15 protein-coding genes are annotated in these 18,222 nt (G+C 62.9%); 8 read left to right on the forward strand and 7 right to left on the reverse strand.

Annotated elements, in window-relative coordinates:
- Nucleotides 1–72 precede the first annotated feature (72 nt).
- On the reverse strand, nucleotides 73–558 hold the full coding sequence (locus tag HK439_RS10655) for an Lrp/AsnC family transcriptional regulator (RefSeq protein WP_190291390.1): 486 nt from the start codon (nucleotides 556–558) through the stop codon (nucleotides 73–75).
- A gap of 245 nt (nucleotides 559–803) precedes the next feature.
- On the opposite strand from HK439_RS10655, the gene HK439_RS10660 reads away from it, so the two are divergent.
- The gene (locus tag HK439_RS10660; RefSeq protein ID WP_190291391.1) at nucleotides 804–1,766 is read left to right on the forward strand and encodes a sulfurtransferase; all 963 of its coding nucleotides are present in this window, start codon (nucleotides 804–806) and stop codon (nucleotides 1,764–1,766) included.
- 33 nt (nucleotides 1,767–1,799) lie between these two features.
- Here the strand turns inward: HK439_RS10660 and HK439_RS10665 are convergent, their stop codons facing one another.
- Nucleotides 1,800–2,423, reverse strand: a complete 624-nt coding sequence (locus HK439_RS10665; RefSeq protein WP_190291392.1) for a uracil-DNA glycosylase family protein — start codon at nucleotides 2,421–2,423, stop codon at nucleotides 1,800–1,802.
- A 142-nt stretch (nucleotides 2,424–2,565) separates the two neighbouring features.
- Between HK439_RS10665 and HK439_RS10670 the strand changes: the two genes are divergently transcribed.
- On the forward strand, nucleotides 2,566–4,131 hold the full coding sequence (locus HK439_RS10670; protein WP_235987769.1) for a sensor histidine kinase: 1,566 nt from the start codon (nucleotides 2,566–2,568) through the stop codon (nucleotides 4,129–4,131).
- 41 nt (nucleotides 4,132–4,172) lie between these two features.
- Here the strand turns inward: HK439_RS10670 and cobT are convergent, their stop codons facing one another.
- The gene (gene cobT, locus HK439_RS10675) at nucleotides 4,173–5,201 is read right to left on the reverse strand and encodes a nicotinate-nucleotide--dimethylbenzimidazole phosphoribosyltransferase (RefSeq protein WP_190291393.1); all 1,029 of its coding nucleotides are present in this window, start codon (nucleotides 5,199–5,201) and stop codon (nucleotides 4,173–4,175) included.
- 167 nt (nucleotides 5,202–5,368) lie between these two features.
- Here cobT and HK439_RS10680 point away from each other — a divergent pair, with 167 nt between their 5' ends.
- The 4 genes from HK439_RS10680 to HK439_RS10695 all read left to right on the forward strand — a co-directional run bounded on the left by HK439_RS10680 (nucleotide 5,369) and on the right by HK439_RS10695 (nucleotide 8,363).
- Nucleotides 5,369–6,160 carry an adenosylcobinamide-GDP ribazoletransferase gene (locus HK439_RS10680; protein WP_328804136.1) on the forward strand — a complete coding sequence of 264 codons (792 nt, stop codon included), beginning with the start codon at nucleotides 5,369–5,371 and terminating at the stop codon, nucleotides 6,158–6,160.
- Nucleotides 6,161–6,247: 87 nt separating this feature from the next.
- Nucleotides 6,248–7,447: an alpha/beta hydrolase gene (locus HK439_RS10685; RefSeq protein WP_209011714.1), complete on the forward strand. Its 1,200-nt coding sequence runs from the start codon at nucleotides 6,248–6,250 to the stop codon at nucleotides 7,445–7,447.
- A gap of 35 nt (nucleotides 7,448–7,482) precedes the next feature.
- The gene (locus tag HK439_RS10690; RefSeq protein ID WP_235987771.1) at nucleotides 7,483–7,650 is read left to right on the forward strand and encodes a DUF1289 domain-containing protein; all 168 of its coding nucleotides are present in this window, start codon (nucleotides 7,483–7,485) and stop codon (nucleotides 7,648–7,650) included.
- A gap of 2 nt (nucleotides 7,651–7,652) precedes the next feature.
- On the forward strand, nucleotides 7,653–8,363 hold the full coding sequence (locus HK439_RS10695; RefSeq protein WP_190291396.1) for a TIGR02281 family clan AA aspartic protease: 711 nt from the start codon (nucleotides 7,653–7,655) through the stop codon (nucleotides 8,361–8,363).
- A 49-nt stretch (nucleotides 8,364–8,412) separates the two neighbouring features.
- Here the strand turns inward: HK439_RS10695 and HK439_RS10700 are convergent, their stop codons facing one another.
- A complete protein-coding gene (locus HK439_RS10700) occupies nucleotides 8,413–9,246 on the reverse strand; it encodes a sulfite exporter TauE/SafE family protein (protein WP_190291397.1) in 834 nt (277 codons plus the stop codon).
- Nucleotides 9,247–9,289: 43 nt separating this feature from the next.
- Nucleotides 9,290–10,312: a tRNA dihydrouridine(20/20a) synthase DusA gene (gene dusA, locus HK439_RS10705; protein WP_190291398.1), complete on the reverse strand. Its 1,023-nt coding sequence runs from the start codon at nucleotides 10,310–10,312 to the stop codon at nucleotides 9,290–9,292.
- 400 nt (nucleotides 10,313–10,712) lie between these two features.
- Between dusA and HK439_RS10710 the strand changes: the two genes are divergently transcribed.
- Together HK439_RS10710 and HK439_RS10715 are read left to right on the forward strand one after the other, a co-directional pair.
- Nucleotides 10,713–11,546, forward strand: a complete 834-nt coding sequence (locus HK439_RS10710; protein WP_190291399.1) for a universal stress protein — start codon at nucleotides 10,713–10,715, stop codon at nucleotides 11,544–11,546.
- Between the two features lie 67 nt (nucleotides 11,547–11,613).
- On the forward strand, nucleotides 11,614–14,334 hold the full coding sequence (locus tag HK439_RS10715) for a cation-transporting P-type ATPase (RefSeq protein ID WP_190291400.1): 2,721 nt from the start codon (nucleotides 11,614–11,616) through the stop codon (nucleotides 14,332–14,334).
- A gap of 74 nt (nucleotides 14,335–14,408) precedes the next feature.
- On the opposite strand, the gene HK439_RS10720 is transcribed toward HK439_RS10715, so the two are convergent.
- Together HK439_RS10720 and HK439_RS10725 are read right to left on the reverse strand one after the other, a co-directional pair.
- A complete protein-coding gene (locus HK439_RS10720; protein ID WP_190291401.1) occupies nucleotides 14,409–16,118 on the reverse strand; it encodes a hydantoinase B/oxoprolinase family protein in 1,710 nt (569 codons plus the stop codon).
- Nucleotides 16,115–18,211, reverse strand: coding sequence for a hydantoinase/oxoprolinase family protein (locus tag HK439_RS10725; RefSeq protein WP_190291402.1), 2,097 nt, complete (start codon nucleotides 18,209–18,211; stop codon nucleotides 16,115–16,117). The genes HK439_RS10720 and HK439_RS10725 overlap by 4 nt, the downstream gene beginning before the upstream one ends.
- Nucleotides 18,212–18,222: the final 11 nt, after the last annotated feature.

Below are 18,222 nucleotides of genomic sequence, written 5' to 3' on the forward strand. Positions count from 1 at the left end.
GCGGATCGGATCGCCAATCACGCTATTGTCATCGCACGCCGGATCGCAGTCGGTGCTCCACTGCGTCCGCCGTCACTCCGGTTTTGGTTTTTCCGTCACCACATAGCCCAGCGGCAACTGGGTCGTGCTCTTGATCTGCTCCATCGCGAAGGTGGTCGAGACGTCGGAGATATCGATCTTGGCAATCAGCCTTTTGTAAAAGGCGTCATAGGCCTCGATATCCGGCACGGCCACACGCAGGAGATAATCCACCTGCCCTGCCATGCGATAGAATTCGACGACCTCCGGAAATTCCGAGATCACATCTGCGAATTTCCTCAACCAGTCCTCCGTGTGCTGACTGGTGGTGATCGCGACGAAGGCCGTGACCTTCACATTGACCTTCCTTGGATCGAGCAGAGCGACGCGGCCGGTGATGACGCCGTCCTCCTCCATCTTCTGGATGCGCCGCCAGCACGGCGTCGTGGACAGGCCCACCCGCCGGCCGATTTCGGCAACAGGAACGGTGCAATCCTCCTGCAGAATGGAAAGAATCCGTCGATCGATACGGTCAATCATGCTGGCATCCGCATTGGCACCCGGCACCACGGGCGCTGACGGCACCGGACGGGCACGGATTTTTGTTTCAAGGGATACGGCGCGGAGTAGAACGGCTTTCTAATCCCGGCCATATATGCGCAAAATTAGATTTTTCTTCTAATTTCGACGCTGGAAATCCTTGCCAACTTTCATATCGAATGTCAATTCCAACGTTAACAGAGAAAATTTTTCTCATTCACTGCTTAACGTTTCTGGAGTTTGCCATGTTCGGCTCCCTGCAATCCTCACTGATCAAAACGGCCGGTGCCGTCGCGGTTCTGGTCACCGGCCTTGGTCTGCCGGCCGCGGCCGAAACCCCTGACCTCACGCCGCTGGTTTCGACCCAGTGGCTGCAGGACAACCTGGACAACGACCGGCTTCTCATTCTGGATACCCGCTCGCCGATCTCGAAGTCCGGCAAGGACGATTACCTGAAAGGTCACATCCCCGGCGCGATCTGGAGCGAATACCCGGGCTACTGGCGCACCGAACGCGACGGCGTCGAGGGCGTTCTGCCGTCGATCGACAAGATGGAAGCCGTTCTCTCCGAGCTGGGGGTTTCCGACGAAAAGGCCGTCGTGATCGTGCCCGACGGCAAGTCCAGCCTCGAATTCGGCGCGGCCACCCGGATCTATTGGACGTTCAAGTATCTCGGCCATGAGAATGTCGCCATTCTCGACGGCGGCCAGGCGGCCTGGGCTGCGGAAAACCGGCCGCTGGAAACCGGCAATGTCGTCCCGGTGGGCGATCTTTTCGTTGCCGAGCCCAATGAGGCCCTTCTCGTCTCGACCGAGCAGGTTGCCGAAGACCTCGGAGGCAATGCGGTCTTCCTCGATGCGCGCCCCGCAAAGCAGTTTAGCGGCGCGGAAAAGCACAAGGCGGCAACCCGCTTCGGCCATATTCCGGGTGCGGTGAACTTCGATCAGGACACCTTCTACGACCACAAGACGAACCGGTTGAAGTCTCCGGCGGAACTCGCCGCCCTGGAGCCGGCCGCCGTCAAGGACAGCGATGCGCCGGTGATTTCCTACTGCAACACCGGGCATTGGGCTGCCACCAACTGGTTCGTGCTCAGCGAATTGCTCGGCCGCAAGAATGTCACCGTCTATGACGCCAGCATGGTCGGCTGGAGCCGGCAGAAGGATCTGCCGATTTCCGGACCTGAAAAGGCCGTCGCCTCCAACTGACACGACTCTGACGCGAATAAAACGTCGCCCGGTTCATATGAGCCGGGCGACTTCCTTTTTCAGAACCGGCAGCAGATCCGCTTCGAACCACGGATGTTTTCTCAGCCAGGCATTGTTGCGCCAGGAGGGATGCGGCAGAGGCAGGACGGCGGGCTTGCCCTGCTCCGGCGGGGTTTCGAAATACTCCCTCCAGGAGGCGACCGTCTCCGTCAGGCTTTTCTTGCGCGCCTTCCCCAGATGATAGCTCTGCGCGTATTGGCCGATCACCAGAACCAGCTCGATCTGCGGCATGGCCTCAAACAACTTGTCATGCCAGGCCGTCCGGCACTCCGGCCGGGGCGGCAGGTCTCCGCCCTTGTGGTCCAGCCCGGGAAAACAGAAGCCCATCGGAACAATGGCGAGCTTTTCCGGGTCATAGAATATCTCCGGCCCGATCCCCATCCAGTCGCGCAGCCGGTCGCCTGACGGATCCGTAAAAGGGCGTCCGCTCTGGTGCACGCGGGTTCCGGGCGCCTGTCCGCAGACACAGACCCTGGCCGCGGCCGAGACCTGAAGAACCGGTCGCGGCTCGTGCGGCAGCGGGCCCTTGAGCGGGTTCTCGACGCAGATCCGGCAAGCGGCGATCTCCGCCCGAAGGTCTTCAAGTTTCATGTTCATTCCCGGAATTTACGAAGCAATTGACTGAACTTGCACATGAATCGTTAACCACGCCTTTGAGCGTGATCTTAAGAAATGGTGAGTCAAAACCTAAGATCCAAACCTAACACGGAAAGTTTTTGCAAACCGGCACGCGAGACCCATGGACCCCGACACGCCCCAAATCGGCGACAGACGAATGATCGGCGACCGGAGAACGGCCTTCAACCGGAGACGGGCGATGCGCCGGCGCGAACTCGCGCGGACCATCCGCGATTTCCGCGGAGCCATGGGAACCAAGGAAAGCCTGCAAAGCAAGTTCGAGGGCGAACGGCGGCACCTCTTCGCCGACACCCGTCTGAGCGCGGCCTTTGCCGTGCCGATGCTCGCCCTGATCGTGACCGCGATTTCCACCATGTGGCTGAACAAGGGACTGGTGACGATCTGGTTCGTGTTCACGCTGTGCATGCATCTGCTGATCGTCCTGACCTGTCAGGCTTACGAGAAATCCTCCTCGGAGGAACGGGCCAAAAAGCACTGGCTGCGGCGCTTCACCTTCGGCGATTTTCTGTACGGCACCTGCTGGTGCGTATTCTTCCTGCTGCCGCAGAAGCCGGACAGCGGCACAGGGTTCCTGGAGTTCCAGTTCGCCACCCTGCTGATCGTGGTGGCGATGAACACCATGCAGTCGGCGACCCTGCCCCGCGCGCTTGTTGCCGGCACGCTGCCGATCACCCTGACGGTGGCGGTCAATTTCCTGCTTGCCGCCGATTCCATCCACTACACGCTGGCGGCCATGGCGGTCGGCGCGCAGGGGTTCTTCCTGATCCTCGCCAACCAGCTGATCAAGAACGCCAACACCATGCTGGAATACCGGGCGGAGAAGGATTTTCTGATCGCCGAGCTGGAAACGGCCAACGCCCTTTCCGACGAGTCCCGCCGGCGGGCGGAAGCGGCGAATATGGCGAAGTCCCGTTTCCTTGCGACCATGAGCCACGAGCTGCGCACGCCGCTCAATGCCATCCTCGGGTTCTCGGAAATCATGAAGGACGAAGTCCTCGGACCGATGGACAACGCCAACTACAAGAACTACGCGGCGGACATCCACGGCTCCGGTCAGCACCTCCTGCATCTCATCAACGAGATCCTCGACCTGTCGCGCATCGAGGCCGGCCGGCACGAACTGCAGGAAGAAGCGCTTCACCTCACCGATATTGTCGAGGAATGCTGCTCGATGATGCAGATTCGCGCCAAGGCGAAGGATATCGCCCTGCGCGAACGGCACGACGCCGCCCTGCCCCAGGTCTGGGCCGATGAGCGTGCCTTGCGGCAGGTGATCCTGAACCTCCTGTCGAATGCGGTGAAATTCACGCCGACGAACGGCGAGATCCGGATATCGGTCGGCAGGTCCGCAGACGGGGGTCAGTTCGTCTCCATCGCCGATACCGGTCCGGGGATCCCGGAAGAGGAAATTCCGATCGTTCTGGAAGCGTTCGGCCAGGGCGCGGTCGCAATCAAGAGCGCAGAACCGGGCACCGGCCTCGGCCTGTCGATCGTTCAGGCCCTGGTGAAGATGCACGGCGGCAAGTTCGAGCTGAAGTCGAAACTGAGACAGGGGACGGAAGTCATCGTCAGCCTTCCGAAGGCCCGTGTGATGAATTTCGCGTCTGGGGCGCCGAAGACCGCTGCTCAGCCGCCTGAAAGACAGGACGGCCGCAAGAGCGCCTGATCCTTTCGAAGCCGCCTTTCATCCGCCCCTGGCCGTCGGCTTCAGTCGGCGCCTTTTTCTGCGACACCCGCATCCGCGAAGGTCGCCATGCCGGAATGCATTTCGGCAGCCGCCTTGACGATGCCCGCCGCAAGGGCGGCGCCGGAGCCCTCGCCCAGGCGCATGCCAAAGTCCAGGAGCGGCTCCTTGTTCATGATCTCCAGCGCGCGCCGGTGGGCGGCTTCGGCCGAGACATGGGCAAACAGGCAATGGTCCAGGCCGGCCGGATCCATGGCGTAGACGACGGCTGCCGCGGCCGTGGTGACGAAGCCGTCGACAATGACCGGAACGCGCTGCAGGCGCGCGGCGATGATCAGGCCGGCCATTGCCGCGATTTCCCGTCCGCCCACCTTGCGCAGCACTTCCAGCGGGTCCTTCGCGCCGTTGAGGCGGGCGACCGCGGCGGTGACGGCGTCCCGCTTGCGCGCCAGCCCTTCGTCATCGACCCCGGTACCGCGTCCGATCCAGTCTTCCGCCGAACCGCCGAACAGGCCGTTCAGGACAGCGGCTGCGATCGTCGTGTTGCCGATGCCCATTTCGCCGAGGCAGACAAGGTCGATGCCGCCGGCGAGCGCTTCCATGCCGTAGGCCATGGTGGCCGCGCAATTGGCTTCATCGAGGGCGTCTTCCTCGGTGATCGACGGCGTCGGAATGTCGACGGCCAGATCGAAGACCTTGAGGCCGAGATCATGCGCCCGGCAGATCTGGTTGATCGCAGCACCACCGGCGGCGAAGTTGTCGACCATCTGACGGTTTACCGCGCTCGGGAAGGCGGAGACGCCCTTGTCGGCGACGCCATGGGCGGTCGCGAAAATCGCGACCAGGGGCCGCGTGATCTTCGGCGGCGCCTTGCCGGACCAGGCCGCCAGCCATTCGGCGATCTGTTCCAGTTTTCCCAGCGAGCCGGCCGGTTTGGTCAGCTGCGCGTCCCGCGCTCGGGTCGTCTGAAGCGCCTCCTCGTCCGGACCGGGTATCGACTTCACCAGGTTGCGGATATCGTTAAACGGAAGAGCGGTTTCGGACAGGGGCATCAGCTAAGGACTCCAGAATCAGCGGCTGGTCAACAGACCGGACTTGGTCTCGCAGTAGGGCCGATCTATAACGGCGAACCATCAAAACACAAGCATGAGAGCGACCGGATGGATCAGCAATGCGACAGGACGATCCAGACACGGGGACGACTATGGGGACGGCCGTGGTGACCGACCCTGCCCTGCTTCTTGCCGATCTGGCCGCCTGCACGCGCTTTTTTTCCCGGCTTCCGCTTCCACGGCTCGGACCTTCGGACAATCCTGATGCTGCCCCCTATTTCCGGCGCGTTTCCCGGGCCGCGCCCCTTGCCGGTGTCCTGATCGCCCTGCCTGCGGCACTTCTCGGCCTGATTCTCGGATTGACGGCCCTGCCGCCTCTGGCAACCGCTTTGATCGTGGTCGGAACGCTGGCCGCAACGACCGGCGCCCTGCATGAAGACGGACTGGCGGATGTTGTCGACGGCTTTTTCGGCGGCGGAACGTCGGAACGGCGGCTGGAGATCATGAAGGACAGCCGGATCGGAACCTTCGGCGCCCTTGCCCTTGTCCTGTCGGTCGCCCTGCGCACCATTCTGCTTTCGGCCCTGCTTGAGCGTTTCGGTCCCGGCGAAGCCATGGTCCTGTTCCTGGGCGCGGAAGCCCTGAGCCGGACACTGATGGTCTGGCAGTGGTCGCAACTTCCAAGCGCCCGGCCGGATGGTCTGGGCAACCGCTTCGGCAGGCCCGACACCGGGGCGGCCGGCCAGGCGGCCCTTTTCGGCGCCCTGTGCCTGTTGCCGTCGGCGGTTGCCCTGTCGGTGCCGGCGCTGTCGCTCGGGCTGATCCTGGCCGGGATTGCCGCGCATGGCATCGGCCGGCTTGTCCTTGCCAAGATCGGCGGCTTCACCGGCGATGTACTCGGGGCCGTCCAGCAGATCACGGCGCTGGCGTTTCTGCTCGGCATTGCCATGATCCCGTGAGGAAAGCCGGGCAAACGTCACGATTCCGGTTGTGCTTTTGAACCTGTGAGGTTTGAGTGTCAGGAGTGTAATCAGAGATTGCGTCGAATGCCCTGCAGAATCCGGTCCAGGTTCAGCGTGACGATCCGGTGCGCCGCCATGTGCGCCGGGCTGATCCTTGTGCTTGCCGGCTGCGCGTCGCGCCCGGATGCAGGGGCACTTGCCGTCAGCACCCTGCAGGCGCCCGGAGCAACGACCCACGACATTCTGGTCGTCTCGACCCGTGAACGCGACGATCGTCCGGACACCTACTTCAACGGCGAACGGGCAAAATCGATTGATTTCGCGGAAGCCAGGATTTCCGTTCCGCCGAACCACAAACCGGGCAACATCGAATGGCCCGCGACCTTGCCCGGCGATCCGAAGACGTCTTTCGTTCCGCGTCAGGCCGGGTTCATCGACGGCCAGACGGCCTTCACCTCCCGGCTGAACCAGAGGCTTTCAGCCCTGCCGCCCAGTCAACGGACGGTGTTCCTGTTCATTCACGGCTACAACACGCGGTTTCCCGAAAGCCTCTACCGGTTCACCCAGCTCGTTCACGATGCGGACTTTGAAGGCGTCCCGGTGCTTTTCACCTGGGCCTCGCGCGGCAAGCTGCAGGACTATGTCTACGACCTCAACAGCGCGGCGATCGCCCGGGACTCCCTGGAAAAGACCATCCGCCTGATCAACCATAGCAAGGTGGAGCGGATCGTCATCCTGGCCCATTCCATGGGCAACTGGCTGATGATGGAAACGGCCCGTCAGATCCCGCCCTCGGACAGACGGAAGCTTGGACGCAAGATCGAACGCGTTTTCCTGGCGGCCCCGGATATCGATATCGATGTCTTCAAGGCCCAGTTGAAGCGCATTGGGCGGCAGCCCAAACCCTTTGTCATCCTGGTGTCCCGTGACGACCGGGCGCTTCGGCTTTCGAAGACGATCGCCGGCGGCAAGGAAAGGGTCGGTGCCTATGAGAACGACGAGGAGCTTGCCCAGCTCGGCGCCATTGTCGTCGACCTGACCGATGTGGAAGCAACGGATGCCGCCCACCACTCGAAATTCTCCCAGCTTGCGGAATTCAGTCAGCAAGTCCAGAAAATCCTGTCTCAGCCCGGCGTGATGGAAGGGGCCGCAGGCAGGGAAACCCAGCTCGGCAGCGCCGGCAACGATCTGGGGTCCTTTATTTCCAGCACCGCCCGGGTCGCAGTGACCCTGCCCGTTGCCGTGGTCACCGCGCCCATAAACCTCGCAACCGGCAACCCTTGATTAGGCCATATTCGGATTTCTATATCAGACCCATGATGTCACCTTGCACCAAAGTCTGTCAGATCGACCAGCGGACGAAGCTTTGCCTCGGTTGCTACCGCACGCTCGATGAAATCGCCGCCTGGGGCGCCATGCGTCCGGACGAGCGTGAAAAGGTGATGGAGGATCTCGACCGCCGCCGTTCGGACCGGGAGGCCAGCTAGAGATGGGTGGTGGTCGTTTTCGAGGCCTGGCGCTGGCGATCATCGTGCTGATCATGCTCGGCGCGGTGTTTTATTCCTTTTTCGAGTTTCCGACCTCGCCGAAAGACGTGGATCTCGACACGACCGGACCGCGGATCGTCGCCCTGTCGGTCCTCGCCTTCGTGTTCATGGCAAGCCTCGTCTTCGGGCAGCCGAAAATCCGGGACATCTTCCGGGGCGTTGTCTTCTGGGGCGGTCTGCTTGCCGTGCTCGTCGTCGGCTACACCTTCAGGGGCGACCTGATTACCGGCGGATACCGGGTGCTTGGAGCCCTCGCGCCGGGACTGGCCGTCAACCAGGAGGACGGGACCATCCTGGTCGTGCGCGACACCACCGGGCATTTTCACCTCAATGCGGACGTGAACGGCAAGCCGGTGACGTTTCTTCTGGATACGGGCGCCAGCGCGGTCGTGCTGAACTACGAAGACGCCCTGTCCGCCGGGTTCTCAAACAACGACTTGAACTTCAGCATGCCGGTTTCCACCGCCAACGGCCGGGCTGTTGTTGCGCCGGTGAAAATCGGGAGTATCCAGATCGGGGATACGCGTTTCAACGACGTCCGAGCCTTCGTAGCCCAGCCGGATGCCCTGGAGACCAGCCTGTTCGGCATGTCGGCACTTGATCGCCTCAAGAGCTGGAAAATCGCGGGCGACAAGCTGATCCTGACGCCCTAGAGCATATCCATCAAATGAACCAACATTCAATGGATATGCTCTAGCTGTCTCAAACGCCGTAGAGACTGAGGACGAACCGGGCGGAAACCGCCAGCAGGAAAAACCCGAAGAAGAGTTCCATCGTCCGCCGCTGCAGCATATGGGCGATCTTCACGCCGAAGGGCGCGGCGAAGGTCGTCACCGGTATGATCAATGCCAGGCCGAGCAGATTGACATAGCCGAGCGAAAACGGCGGCAGGTCCGCAGCCCCCCACCCGGCCAGAATCATCCCGATGGTACCGGGAATGGCGATCAGCGTGCCCGTGCCGGAGGACGTCGCCACCGCCTGGTGGATCGGCCGGCCGTAAAGGGTCATGAAGGTGTTGTTCATCACCCCGCCGCCGATCCCCATGAGCGTGGAGAAAAACCCGATCAGGGCGCCGCAGACCGGGCGGATCGGAAAGCCCGGAATGTCGCTGCCGAGCCGCCAGTGCGGCTTGTTGAACAGCATGCGCAGGCCGATGACGAAGGCGATGACCGCGAAGATGCCCTTCATGCCGTCGCCGGACACGTAAGCGGCGACCAGCGAGGCGCAGGCGACGCCGAAGGGCACCGGAATCAGCCAGGATTTCAAAAGCTCCAGATCGACGGCGCCGCGTTTCTTATGGGCCAGGAACGAGCGGATCGACGTGGGCACGATGATGCCGAGCGATGTCGCCACGGACACGTGCATGCGCACGCCTTCATCGACGCCGACGGCGGTCAGGAACTGATAGAGCACCGGCACGAGGATAGCTCCGCCGCCGATGCCGAACATGCCGGCCAGGAAGCCGGCGATCAGCCCGGAGGCCAGAAGCGCCAGGCCGAGGGCGAGGGTTTCGCTGGTGAAAAACGAGACGTCCAAGTCAACTCATCCGGGTTAGAGCGCGTAGAAGCAGCACTCCGACTCAGGCCGCATGGCCGGCCGGGATGCTGGAAAGGTCTTCACACTCGTCCACCGGGCTGACGGCAGCAAGGGCCTTTTCGACGATTTCGGTTCCCGCGCCCGGTTTGGTCGCTTCCACGGTCAGGATCCGTCGACAGGAGCGCGCGCCCGGACGGCCGTGAAAGAGGCCGAGCATGTGGCGGGTCATGTGCGCGAGACGCACGTCCTTTGAAAGCTGGTCCTCGATATAGGGCAGATAGGCCCGGATGGCCTGCCAGGGAGAGACATCCTCCCCGTCCGCGCCATAGATGCGCCGATCGACCTCGCCCAGGATCTCCGGCGTGTGGTAGGCCGCGCGGCCGAACATGACGCCATCGAGATCCTGAAGATGGGTCTCGGCTTCGTCGAGGGTCTGCAGCCCGCCGTTCAGTCCGATGAACAGATCCGGATAGCGGGATTTGAGCCGCTTCACCCGGTCGTAGTCGAGGGGCGGTATGTCGCGGTTTTCCTTGGGGCTCAGCCCCTGCAGCCAGGCCTTGCGGGCATGGACCCAGAGCGCATCGACACCGGCGGCCACAACCGCATCGGCCATGGCGTCGAGGGCGATTTCGGGATCCTGCTCGTCGACGCCGATCCGGCATTTGACGGTCACTGGAACGCTGACGGCATCCTTCATGGCCCGGACGCAATCCGCGACCAGTTCCGGCTCCTGCATCAGGCAGGCGCCGAAACTTCCCGACTGCACCCGGTCGGACGGACAACCGACGTTGATATTAACCTCGTCGTAGCCGAACTCCGCGACGATCTTCGCCGAGCGTGCCATGGCCGTGGGGTCCGACCCGCCGAGCTGGCAGGCAACAGGATGTTCGAAATCTGAAAAGCCGAGCAGATGCTCCCGGTCGCCATGGATCACGGCCCCGGTGGTCACCATTTCCGTATAAAGCAGCGCGCGCTGGCTCAATTGCCGGTGAAATGCCCGGCAATGGCGATCCGTCCAGTCCATCATCGGCGCGACGGAGAATTTATGCGTCTTGTATCGATCCATTCTTTGAAGCTTTAGATTAATGGGTCCTGACCCTAGGCCTCCCGGCGATCCATTTCACGTGTTGTTGCCCGGCTTGTAGCTTATCTGATCATCTTGTGCGCGAAAATCCACGGTTTGACCGGGATTTTATCGTCAGGTGGGTGCCTTCCGCGTTTTGTCAGGCCGGCCCCGAACAAGTCTCCCGCCTCTTCCGCCTTGCAGCGGCCTGAAGCTGGCGGTCGTCGTTTGCGCCATGCGTGCAACCGGAACCGGCAACAATGTCTGATCACACCGGGTTCCATGTGCCTCTCGCCGGAAAGTACCCCGACAGCAAACCGTTCAGCCTCGTGCTTGAACCTGATCAAGACGCCCCAATATAAAATGTTCGGCTAAAACTTGAATTCACTCCCGGAGGCAGACGATGGGCTATGACGATATCCTGGTGAATGTTCCATTGGTGGAAAGCGACCATCAGGTTGAATTGGCACTTACCCTTGCCAGGCAATTCGGCGCCCAATTGACCGGCGTCTGCGTGTTGCCGGAGGCCGCCAGACTGCGGGATGCGGTTCAAAACCCGTTCATTCTCATGAACAAGACAGAAGTCACAGATAACATTCAGCGCGAATATGACGAGGCGGCCAAACTCGGAGCCAAATTCGGTGCCGCTGCGGAACGGGCAGGTGTTTCCCATGACTGGCTGACAGGCGAAGGCGACCCTGCGGATGTACTGGTTCACACCGCCCGCCTGCATAACCTGACCATTGTTGAACAGTACACGACCGGAGTCGACCTGCTGTGGGGTGCCGCGACGCAGCTTGCCCTTTCCGGCAGCCCTACGCTGATCCTGCCTACCGGATGGTCACGCACCGAATTGCCCCAACGCATCCTCCTCGCCTGGAACGGAAGCGCGCAGTCGGCAGCCGCCGCGCGCAATGCCTTGCCTCTGCTGAAGACGGCCTCCACCGTAACCCTCCTGGTGGGGCAAAATCGCGAGGCACCTCCTCAAAGAATGCGGCTCCCTCCCCTCAACATCGAAAAATATCTTTCAAGGCACGGAGTAAACGTCGAGATAGCCGATCTGAAGGAGAAGGATGCGGATGCCGGCGATGGAATCCTGAAGAATGCAGAGACCTTCAATTCGGACCTGATTGTGATGGGTGCATACGGCCGGTCACGGTTCAGGGAATGGGTGCTTGGCGGTGCAACCAGGCAAATCATCGAAAATACGACGATACCGGTCCTTATGGCGCACTAGCGGTCGTTACCGCTCTGCAATTCGGCGAACAAGGCCGCTTCCAACGGAAACCGGGACGTGTGCAAGGATGACCGGACCTGTATTCGACTACCATTCGTCCGAAATGGAAGCGTGCCTGGATGAGGTCGGCACGACAGCTGGCGGACTGTCCTCCCCCGAGGCGGCCGCAAGAATTGAGACATATGGCCCGAACAGGTTGCCCGAACCACCCGGACGGAATCCGGTTCTGCGCTTCCTGGCCCATTTCCATGACATCCTGATCTACGTCTTGCTCGGCTCGGCCGTTATTACAGCGGCCATGCAGCACTATGTCGACACGGCCGTCATACTGGCGGTGGTGATCGCCAACGCGGTGATCGGCTTCATCCAGGAAGGGAAGGCCGAAAAGGCGATGGACTCCATCCGCAGGATGCTCGCGCCGCAGGCCGCCGTTCTGCGCGACGGGGAGCGTCACAGTATTGGCGGCGAGAAACTGGTTCCCGGAGACATCGTGCTGCTGGAGGCAGGCGACAAGGTTCCCGCCGACCTGCGGCTGATCCGGACCTCCGGACTGCATATCCAGGAAGCGATCCTGACGGGTGAATCCGTGCCGGTCGAAAAATCTATCGCGCCGGTGGCCGCCGAGGCCGCGCTCGGCGACCGCTCCTGCATGGCCTACAGCGGCACGATGGTGACCAGCGGACAGGGAAGAGGCCTGGTCGTTGCCACAGGTGCGAAGACGGAGATCGGCCGTATCAGCGGCCTGCTGGCCGATGTCGAGGTGCTGACAACGCCGCTCGTGCGCCAGATGAACGTCTTCGCCAAATGGCTCACCTTGCTGATCCTGCTGATTGCAGCAATCCTGCTGACCTTCGGCTATTTCGTCGAGCATCACGATTTCACCGAGATGTTCATGGCGGTGGTCGGCCTCTCTGTTGCCGCGATCCCCGAGGGACTTCCCGCCGTCCTGACGATCACACTGGCGGTCGGCGTTCAGGCGATGGCGCGGCGCAATGCCATCGTCCGCCGCCTGCCGGCGATCGAGACACTCGGTTCGGTGTCGGTGATCTGCACCGACAAGACCGGCACGCTGACGCGCAACGAGATGATGGTCGCCTCGGTCGCGCTTTCCGGGCACCGGTTTTCCTTCGCAGGCGACGGCTACGAACCGAACGGGACGATCTATCTCGCCGAAACCCGGGTGAACGGGCTGGACCATCTCCATCTGGCCGAACTGGCCCGCGCAGCGGCGTCCTGCAACGATGCCTCGCTGCATCGCCGCGAAGGCTTCTGGGCGGTTGAGGGCGACCCGATGGAAGGCGCGCTGCTGGCGCTTGCCGGAAAGGTCGGGGTCGATGTCAGCCAGGAACTGTCGGCGCGCACGCGCACCGACGAGATCCCCTTTGATTCCCGCCATAAATTCATGGCGACACTGCATCACGATCACGCCACCCACGCCGATATCTTCGTCAAAGGCGCGCCGGAGCAGGTCCTGGCGATGTGCGCGCAGCAGCGCGCGCCCTCGGGCGAAAGCGAACCGCTTGACGTCCCCTACTGGATGGACTGCGCCGAGGACATGGCCGCCCATGGCCAGCGCGTGCTGGCAATCGCCACCCGCGAAGTGGACCATGCCCAAACCATGCTCAACTTCGCGGATGTCGAAGGCGGTCTTGTGCTTGTCGGCCTCGTCGGGCTGATCGATCCACCGCGCCCGGAAGCAATCGAGGCAGTCGCCGAATGCCGCAAGGCCGGCATTCGGGTGAAGATGATCACCGGCGACCACGCGGGAACGGCCGCGGCGATCGGCAGGCAGATCGGCCTGGAAAATCCCGACAGGGTGCTGACCGGCAGAGACCTGGACACCATGGACGACGCCGCGTTAGCCGCCACGGTGGGCGACGTGGATATCTTCGCCCGCACCAATCCGGAACACAAATTGCGCCTCGTCATGGCCCTGCAATCGCAGGGCATCACCGCGGCGATGACCGGCGACGGGGTCAATGACGCACCGGCGCTGAAGCGCGCCGATGCCGGGATTGCGATGGGCCGCAAGGGCAGCGAAGCGGCCAAGGAGGTCGCGGAACTGGTGCTCGCCGACGATAATTTTGCCTCCATCGTCGCCGCCGTGCGCGAGGGCCGGACGGTTTACGACAACATCAAGAAGGTCATCAGCTGGACCCTGCCGACCAATGCCGGCGAGGCCATGACGATCATCGTCGCGCTGCTGTTCGGGCTGACGCTTCCGGTCACGCCGATCCAGATCCTTTGGGTCAACCTCATCACTGCGGTCACGCTGGGGCTTGCGCTCGCGTTCGAGCCGACAGAAGACGACACGATGCGGAGACCGCCGCGCCCACGGAACGAAGCACTCCTGACCGGCGGGCTCGTCTGGCACATCGTGCTGGTCTCGCTGCTGTTTCTCGGAGGTGTGTTCGGCATCTATGCCTACGCGATCGATCGCGGCTACTCGCTCGAGCTGGCACGCACGATGGCGGTCAATACGCTGGTGGTGATGGAAATCTTCCACCTGTTCTTCATCCGGAACATCTACGGGACGTCACTCACCTGGAAAGCCGTCCGTGCCACGCCGGTCATCTGGGCCACGGTTCTCACGGTGACCATTGCACAATTCGCGATTACCTACCTGGCGCCGCTGCAGCGCATCTTTGAAACGGAGAGTGTCCCGCTGTTCGACGGCCTGCTGATCGTCGCAATCGGCGTCACGCTGTTTGCGATCATCGAGGTCGAGAAGCAATTACGCCTCAGTATGAAGGGCCTGGTTTTCCGGCGGTCTCTCAACAAGCGCTAAAGCGCGTTGCTGCTCCGTTGGGCGATCTGATCATTTTGTGCGCCGATATTCCCGGTTTGGCCGCGCGTCCCGCTTTAAGCAGACGCCTTCTGCATGTCTGACTGCGCAGCCCCGAACAGGTCCCTCGCCTCTTCCGCCGTATAGCGGCCGAGGCGGACGTCCTCGGCGACGAGGGCCGGATCGCGGTCCTCCGGCTTGCCGTAGCCGCCGCCGCCCGGGGTACCGACGCGGACGCGATCGCCCGGGTGCAGCGGGATATCCTGTGCCTTGGAGAGATGTTCCGGCACGATCGCCTTGCCGTCCTGCCACACGGTGACGGAGTTCGGCTTGCCGTCCTTGCCGCCCAGCGCGCCCTGGGGCCCGAAACGGCCGTGATCCATGACGAAGCTTGCGGTCGCGTAGCCGCGCAGGAGTTCGATCTCGTAGTCGAGGCCGAAGCCGCCGCGGTGCCTGCCCGCGCCGCCGGAGCCTTCCCGGAGCGCATAGCGGTGGTAGAGCACGGGGAACTGCTGTTCCATGATCTCCACCGGCGGGGCCTTGGAAATACCGATGGTGGAGCAGCCGTTGGAAAGGCCGTCGTGGTCGGAGTTGCCGCCGTAGCCGCCGCCGGAAATCTGGTACATGACGAAGCCGCGCTTGTGGGACGGATCGTAGCCGCCGAGCGCGAAATTGCCGGAACTTCCCGCAGGGGCCGCCGTGACACGGTCCGGCAGGGCCTCGACCAGGGCGGCAAAGACCGCCTCGGCGATGCGTTGGCTGACTTCCGCCGCGCAGCCGGAGACCGGACGCGGATATTGCGCGTCGAGGAAGGTGCCCTCAGGCCGGATCACCGTCAGCGGCTCAAACGCTCCGGCGCTGATCGGTACATCGGGAAAGATGTGGCGCATGGCCAGATAGACCGAGGACATGGTGGTTGCGAGCACCGAGTTCATCGGCCCCCGGCACGGGGCGGAGGAGCCGGCGAAATCGAAGGTGAGTTCGCCGTCCTTCGCCGTGATCGCCAGCTTGATTTCCAGCGGCTCGTTGACCACGCCGTCACTGTCCACATAGGCCGTGGAGCGGTAGGTGCCGTTCGGGATGAGGCGGACGTTGGCCCGCATCTGGTCGGCCGCGCGCTGGCGGAGTTCTGAAATCGCTTCCCTGACCACATCGTCGCCGTAACGGTCCAAAATCCGGCCGAGCCGTTCCGCGCCGACCAGAAGGGCAGCCGCCTGTGCCTTCACATCGCCGATGCGTTGCTCGGCCACGCGGATGTTGGAGCAGATGATGGAATAGATCTCGTTGTCCATCCTGCCCTGCTTGAAGAGGCGCACCGGCGGCAGCCGCAGGCCTTCCTGTTCCACCGAAGTGGCCGAGGCGGAGAAGCCGCCGGGAACGGCGCCGCCGGTGTCCGGCCAGTGGCCGGTGTTGGACAACCAGCAGAAGATCTCGCCGTCCCGGTAGAACGGCATGGCGAAGCGAACGTCCATCAGGTGCGTGCCGCCAAGATAGGGGTCGTTGACGATGTAGATATCGCCCGGCTCGGGGGCCGCGACCCGGCCGTCCCGGATCATCTCGATCAGGGTACGGGTGGAATACTGCATGGTGCCGACGAAGACCGGCAGGCCGCCCGCCCCTTGGGAGATCAGCGAGCCGTCCACGGCGGAATAGATGCCGTCGGAGCGGTCGTTGGCTTCGGCGATGACGGGAGAGAAGGCCGCGCGGGAGAAACTCAGGTCCATCTCGTCGCAGACCTGCTGCAGGCCCGACTGGATGACGCTCAGGGTGATCGGATCGATGGTCATGCGCCGACTCCCAGTTCGATGATGATGTTGCCGTCGGCGTCCTGGACCGCTTTGTCGCCCGGATCGATGACGATGGTGGTGTCCATCTGTTCCACGATGGCGGGCCCGTGGATCTCGGCGGAAAGCGGCAGGTGATCGCGCCAGTAGATCGGGGTTTCGACCGGACCGTCGAACCAGACCTGGCGAGAGCCGGTCAGCGCTTCCTCGAGCTTTTCCTTGCGGCCGGCCGGATCGATCAGCAGCGACAGGTCGATCTCGGAGCGGCGTCCGATGACGGAGCAGTTGACGTTGACCAGGCTTGCCTTGATCTCCGGCAGCTCGACATGGAAGCGGTTGAAATAGGCCTGTTCGAACAGGCTCTGCAATTCGTCCAGGGTCGGGCGCGGACCGGGAAGCGGCACGCGCAGCAAGTGGGTCTGGCCGATAAACTGCATGTCGACGGACCAGATCTCGCGCAGTTCCTCGATTTTCACGTTTTCCTTTGCAATCAGTCCCCGGCCTTCCGCCTGCTGCTGGTCGAACAGCGTGTGCACCACTTCGATGTCGAGTTCGGCCAGCGGCTTGTTCACCGTGTTGACGAAGTCGTGGCGCAGGTCGGCGACGACACAGCCCAGCGCGTTGGTGATACCCGGACGGGACGGCACCAGCACGCGGGGCACGCCCAGTTCGCGGGCAATCGCGGTTGCGTGCAGGGGACCGGCGCCGCCGAAGGCAAAGAGCGCATAGTCGCGCGGGTCCTCGCCGAGACTGACGGAGACCATGCGCACGGCATCGGCCATGCGGGTATTGGCGATGCGCAGGACAGCCGCGGCCGCCTCCTTCGCACCAACACCCAACGGCTTGCCGAGCTTTTCAGCGAAGATCGCCTCGATATCGGCGAGTGACACGGTCGAGGAGACGGAGTTGAGCTTTTCCGGGTTCATGCGGCCGAGCAGGAGATTGGCGTCGGAAATGGTCGGCGCCTCGCCTCCGCGGCCGTAGCAGATCGGGCCCGGCGTGGAGCCCGCACTTTCCGGACCGACCTGCAGCAGGCCCGCCTCGGTGATCCGGGCGATGGAGCCGCCGCCGGCACCCACAGTGCGCACGTCGACCATGGGCACATGGATCGGCATGGCATATTCGATCTCGATTTCGTTCGAGACCGCCGGTTCCGCATTGCGGATCAGGGCGACATCGGTGGAGGTTCCGCCCATGTCGTAGGTCAGAAGGTTCGGAATGTTGGCGCGCCGGCCGGTATAGGCGGCGGCCATGACGCCGGAGGCCGGTCCGGACATGACGGTCTTGGCTGCTTCGATCGCCACGCGCCGGGCCGAGACCATGCCGCCGTTGCCGTTCATGACAAGAACGTCGTGGCGATAGCCCTTTTCGGCGAGCTGATCGGCGAGACGCTCGACATAACGGCGCAGCAGCGGCTGGACCGAGGCATTGATCGCAGCGGTCACGCCGCGCTCGAATTCGCGGCTTTCCGACAGGAGCGAATGGCCGAGGGTAATGTTTTCGTTCGGCCAGATCTCCGCGGCGATCTCGCCGGCGCGCAATTCATGGGCCGGATTGGCGTAGGAATGCAGGAAATGGATCACCAGCGCCTCGCATCCCTTGTCGAGAAGCTCCTTCAGGGCCGCCCGGAAGGCATCTTCATCCAGGCCCTTGTAGACGGTGCCGTCCGCATAGAGGCGCTCGGGCACTTCCAGGCGCAGGTCTCGCGGGATCACCGGGCGGAACTCGCCCTTCATGCCGTAAGCGTGGGGCCGTGTGCGCCGGCCGAGTTCCAGGATATCCCGGAAGCCTTCGGTGGTGATCAGGCCGGTCTTGCACAGGGTCCGTTCGAGGACCGCGTTGGTGGTGGTGGTCGTGCCGTGGACGATCAGGTCCAGGGCGGAGAGATCCGCCTCGGCGATTTCCAGCGCCTTCAGAACGCCGAAGGCCTGGTTGTCGAGGGTGGTCGGCGTCTTCGCCAGCCGGACCGTCTTCGCCTGGGCATCGTAGAGGACAAGGTCCGTATAGGTGCCGCCCACATCGATGCCGGCGACATTCGATGTTTCCGGGGCTTTCGACGCTTCGTCGGCGCTGGCGATGGACGGGGACACGTTCATGGTAAAATCAA

Source organism: Roseibium aggregatum (assembly GCF_014692675.1).
Taxonomy (GTDB): domain Bacteria; phylum Pseudomonadota; class Alphaproteobacteria; order Rhizobiales; family Stappiaceae; genus Roseibium; species Roseibium aggregatum_C.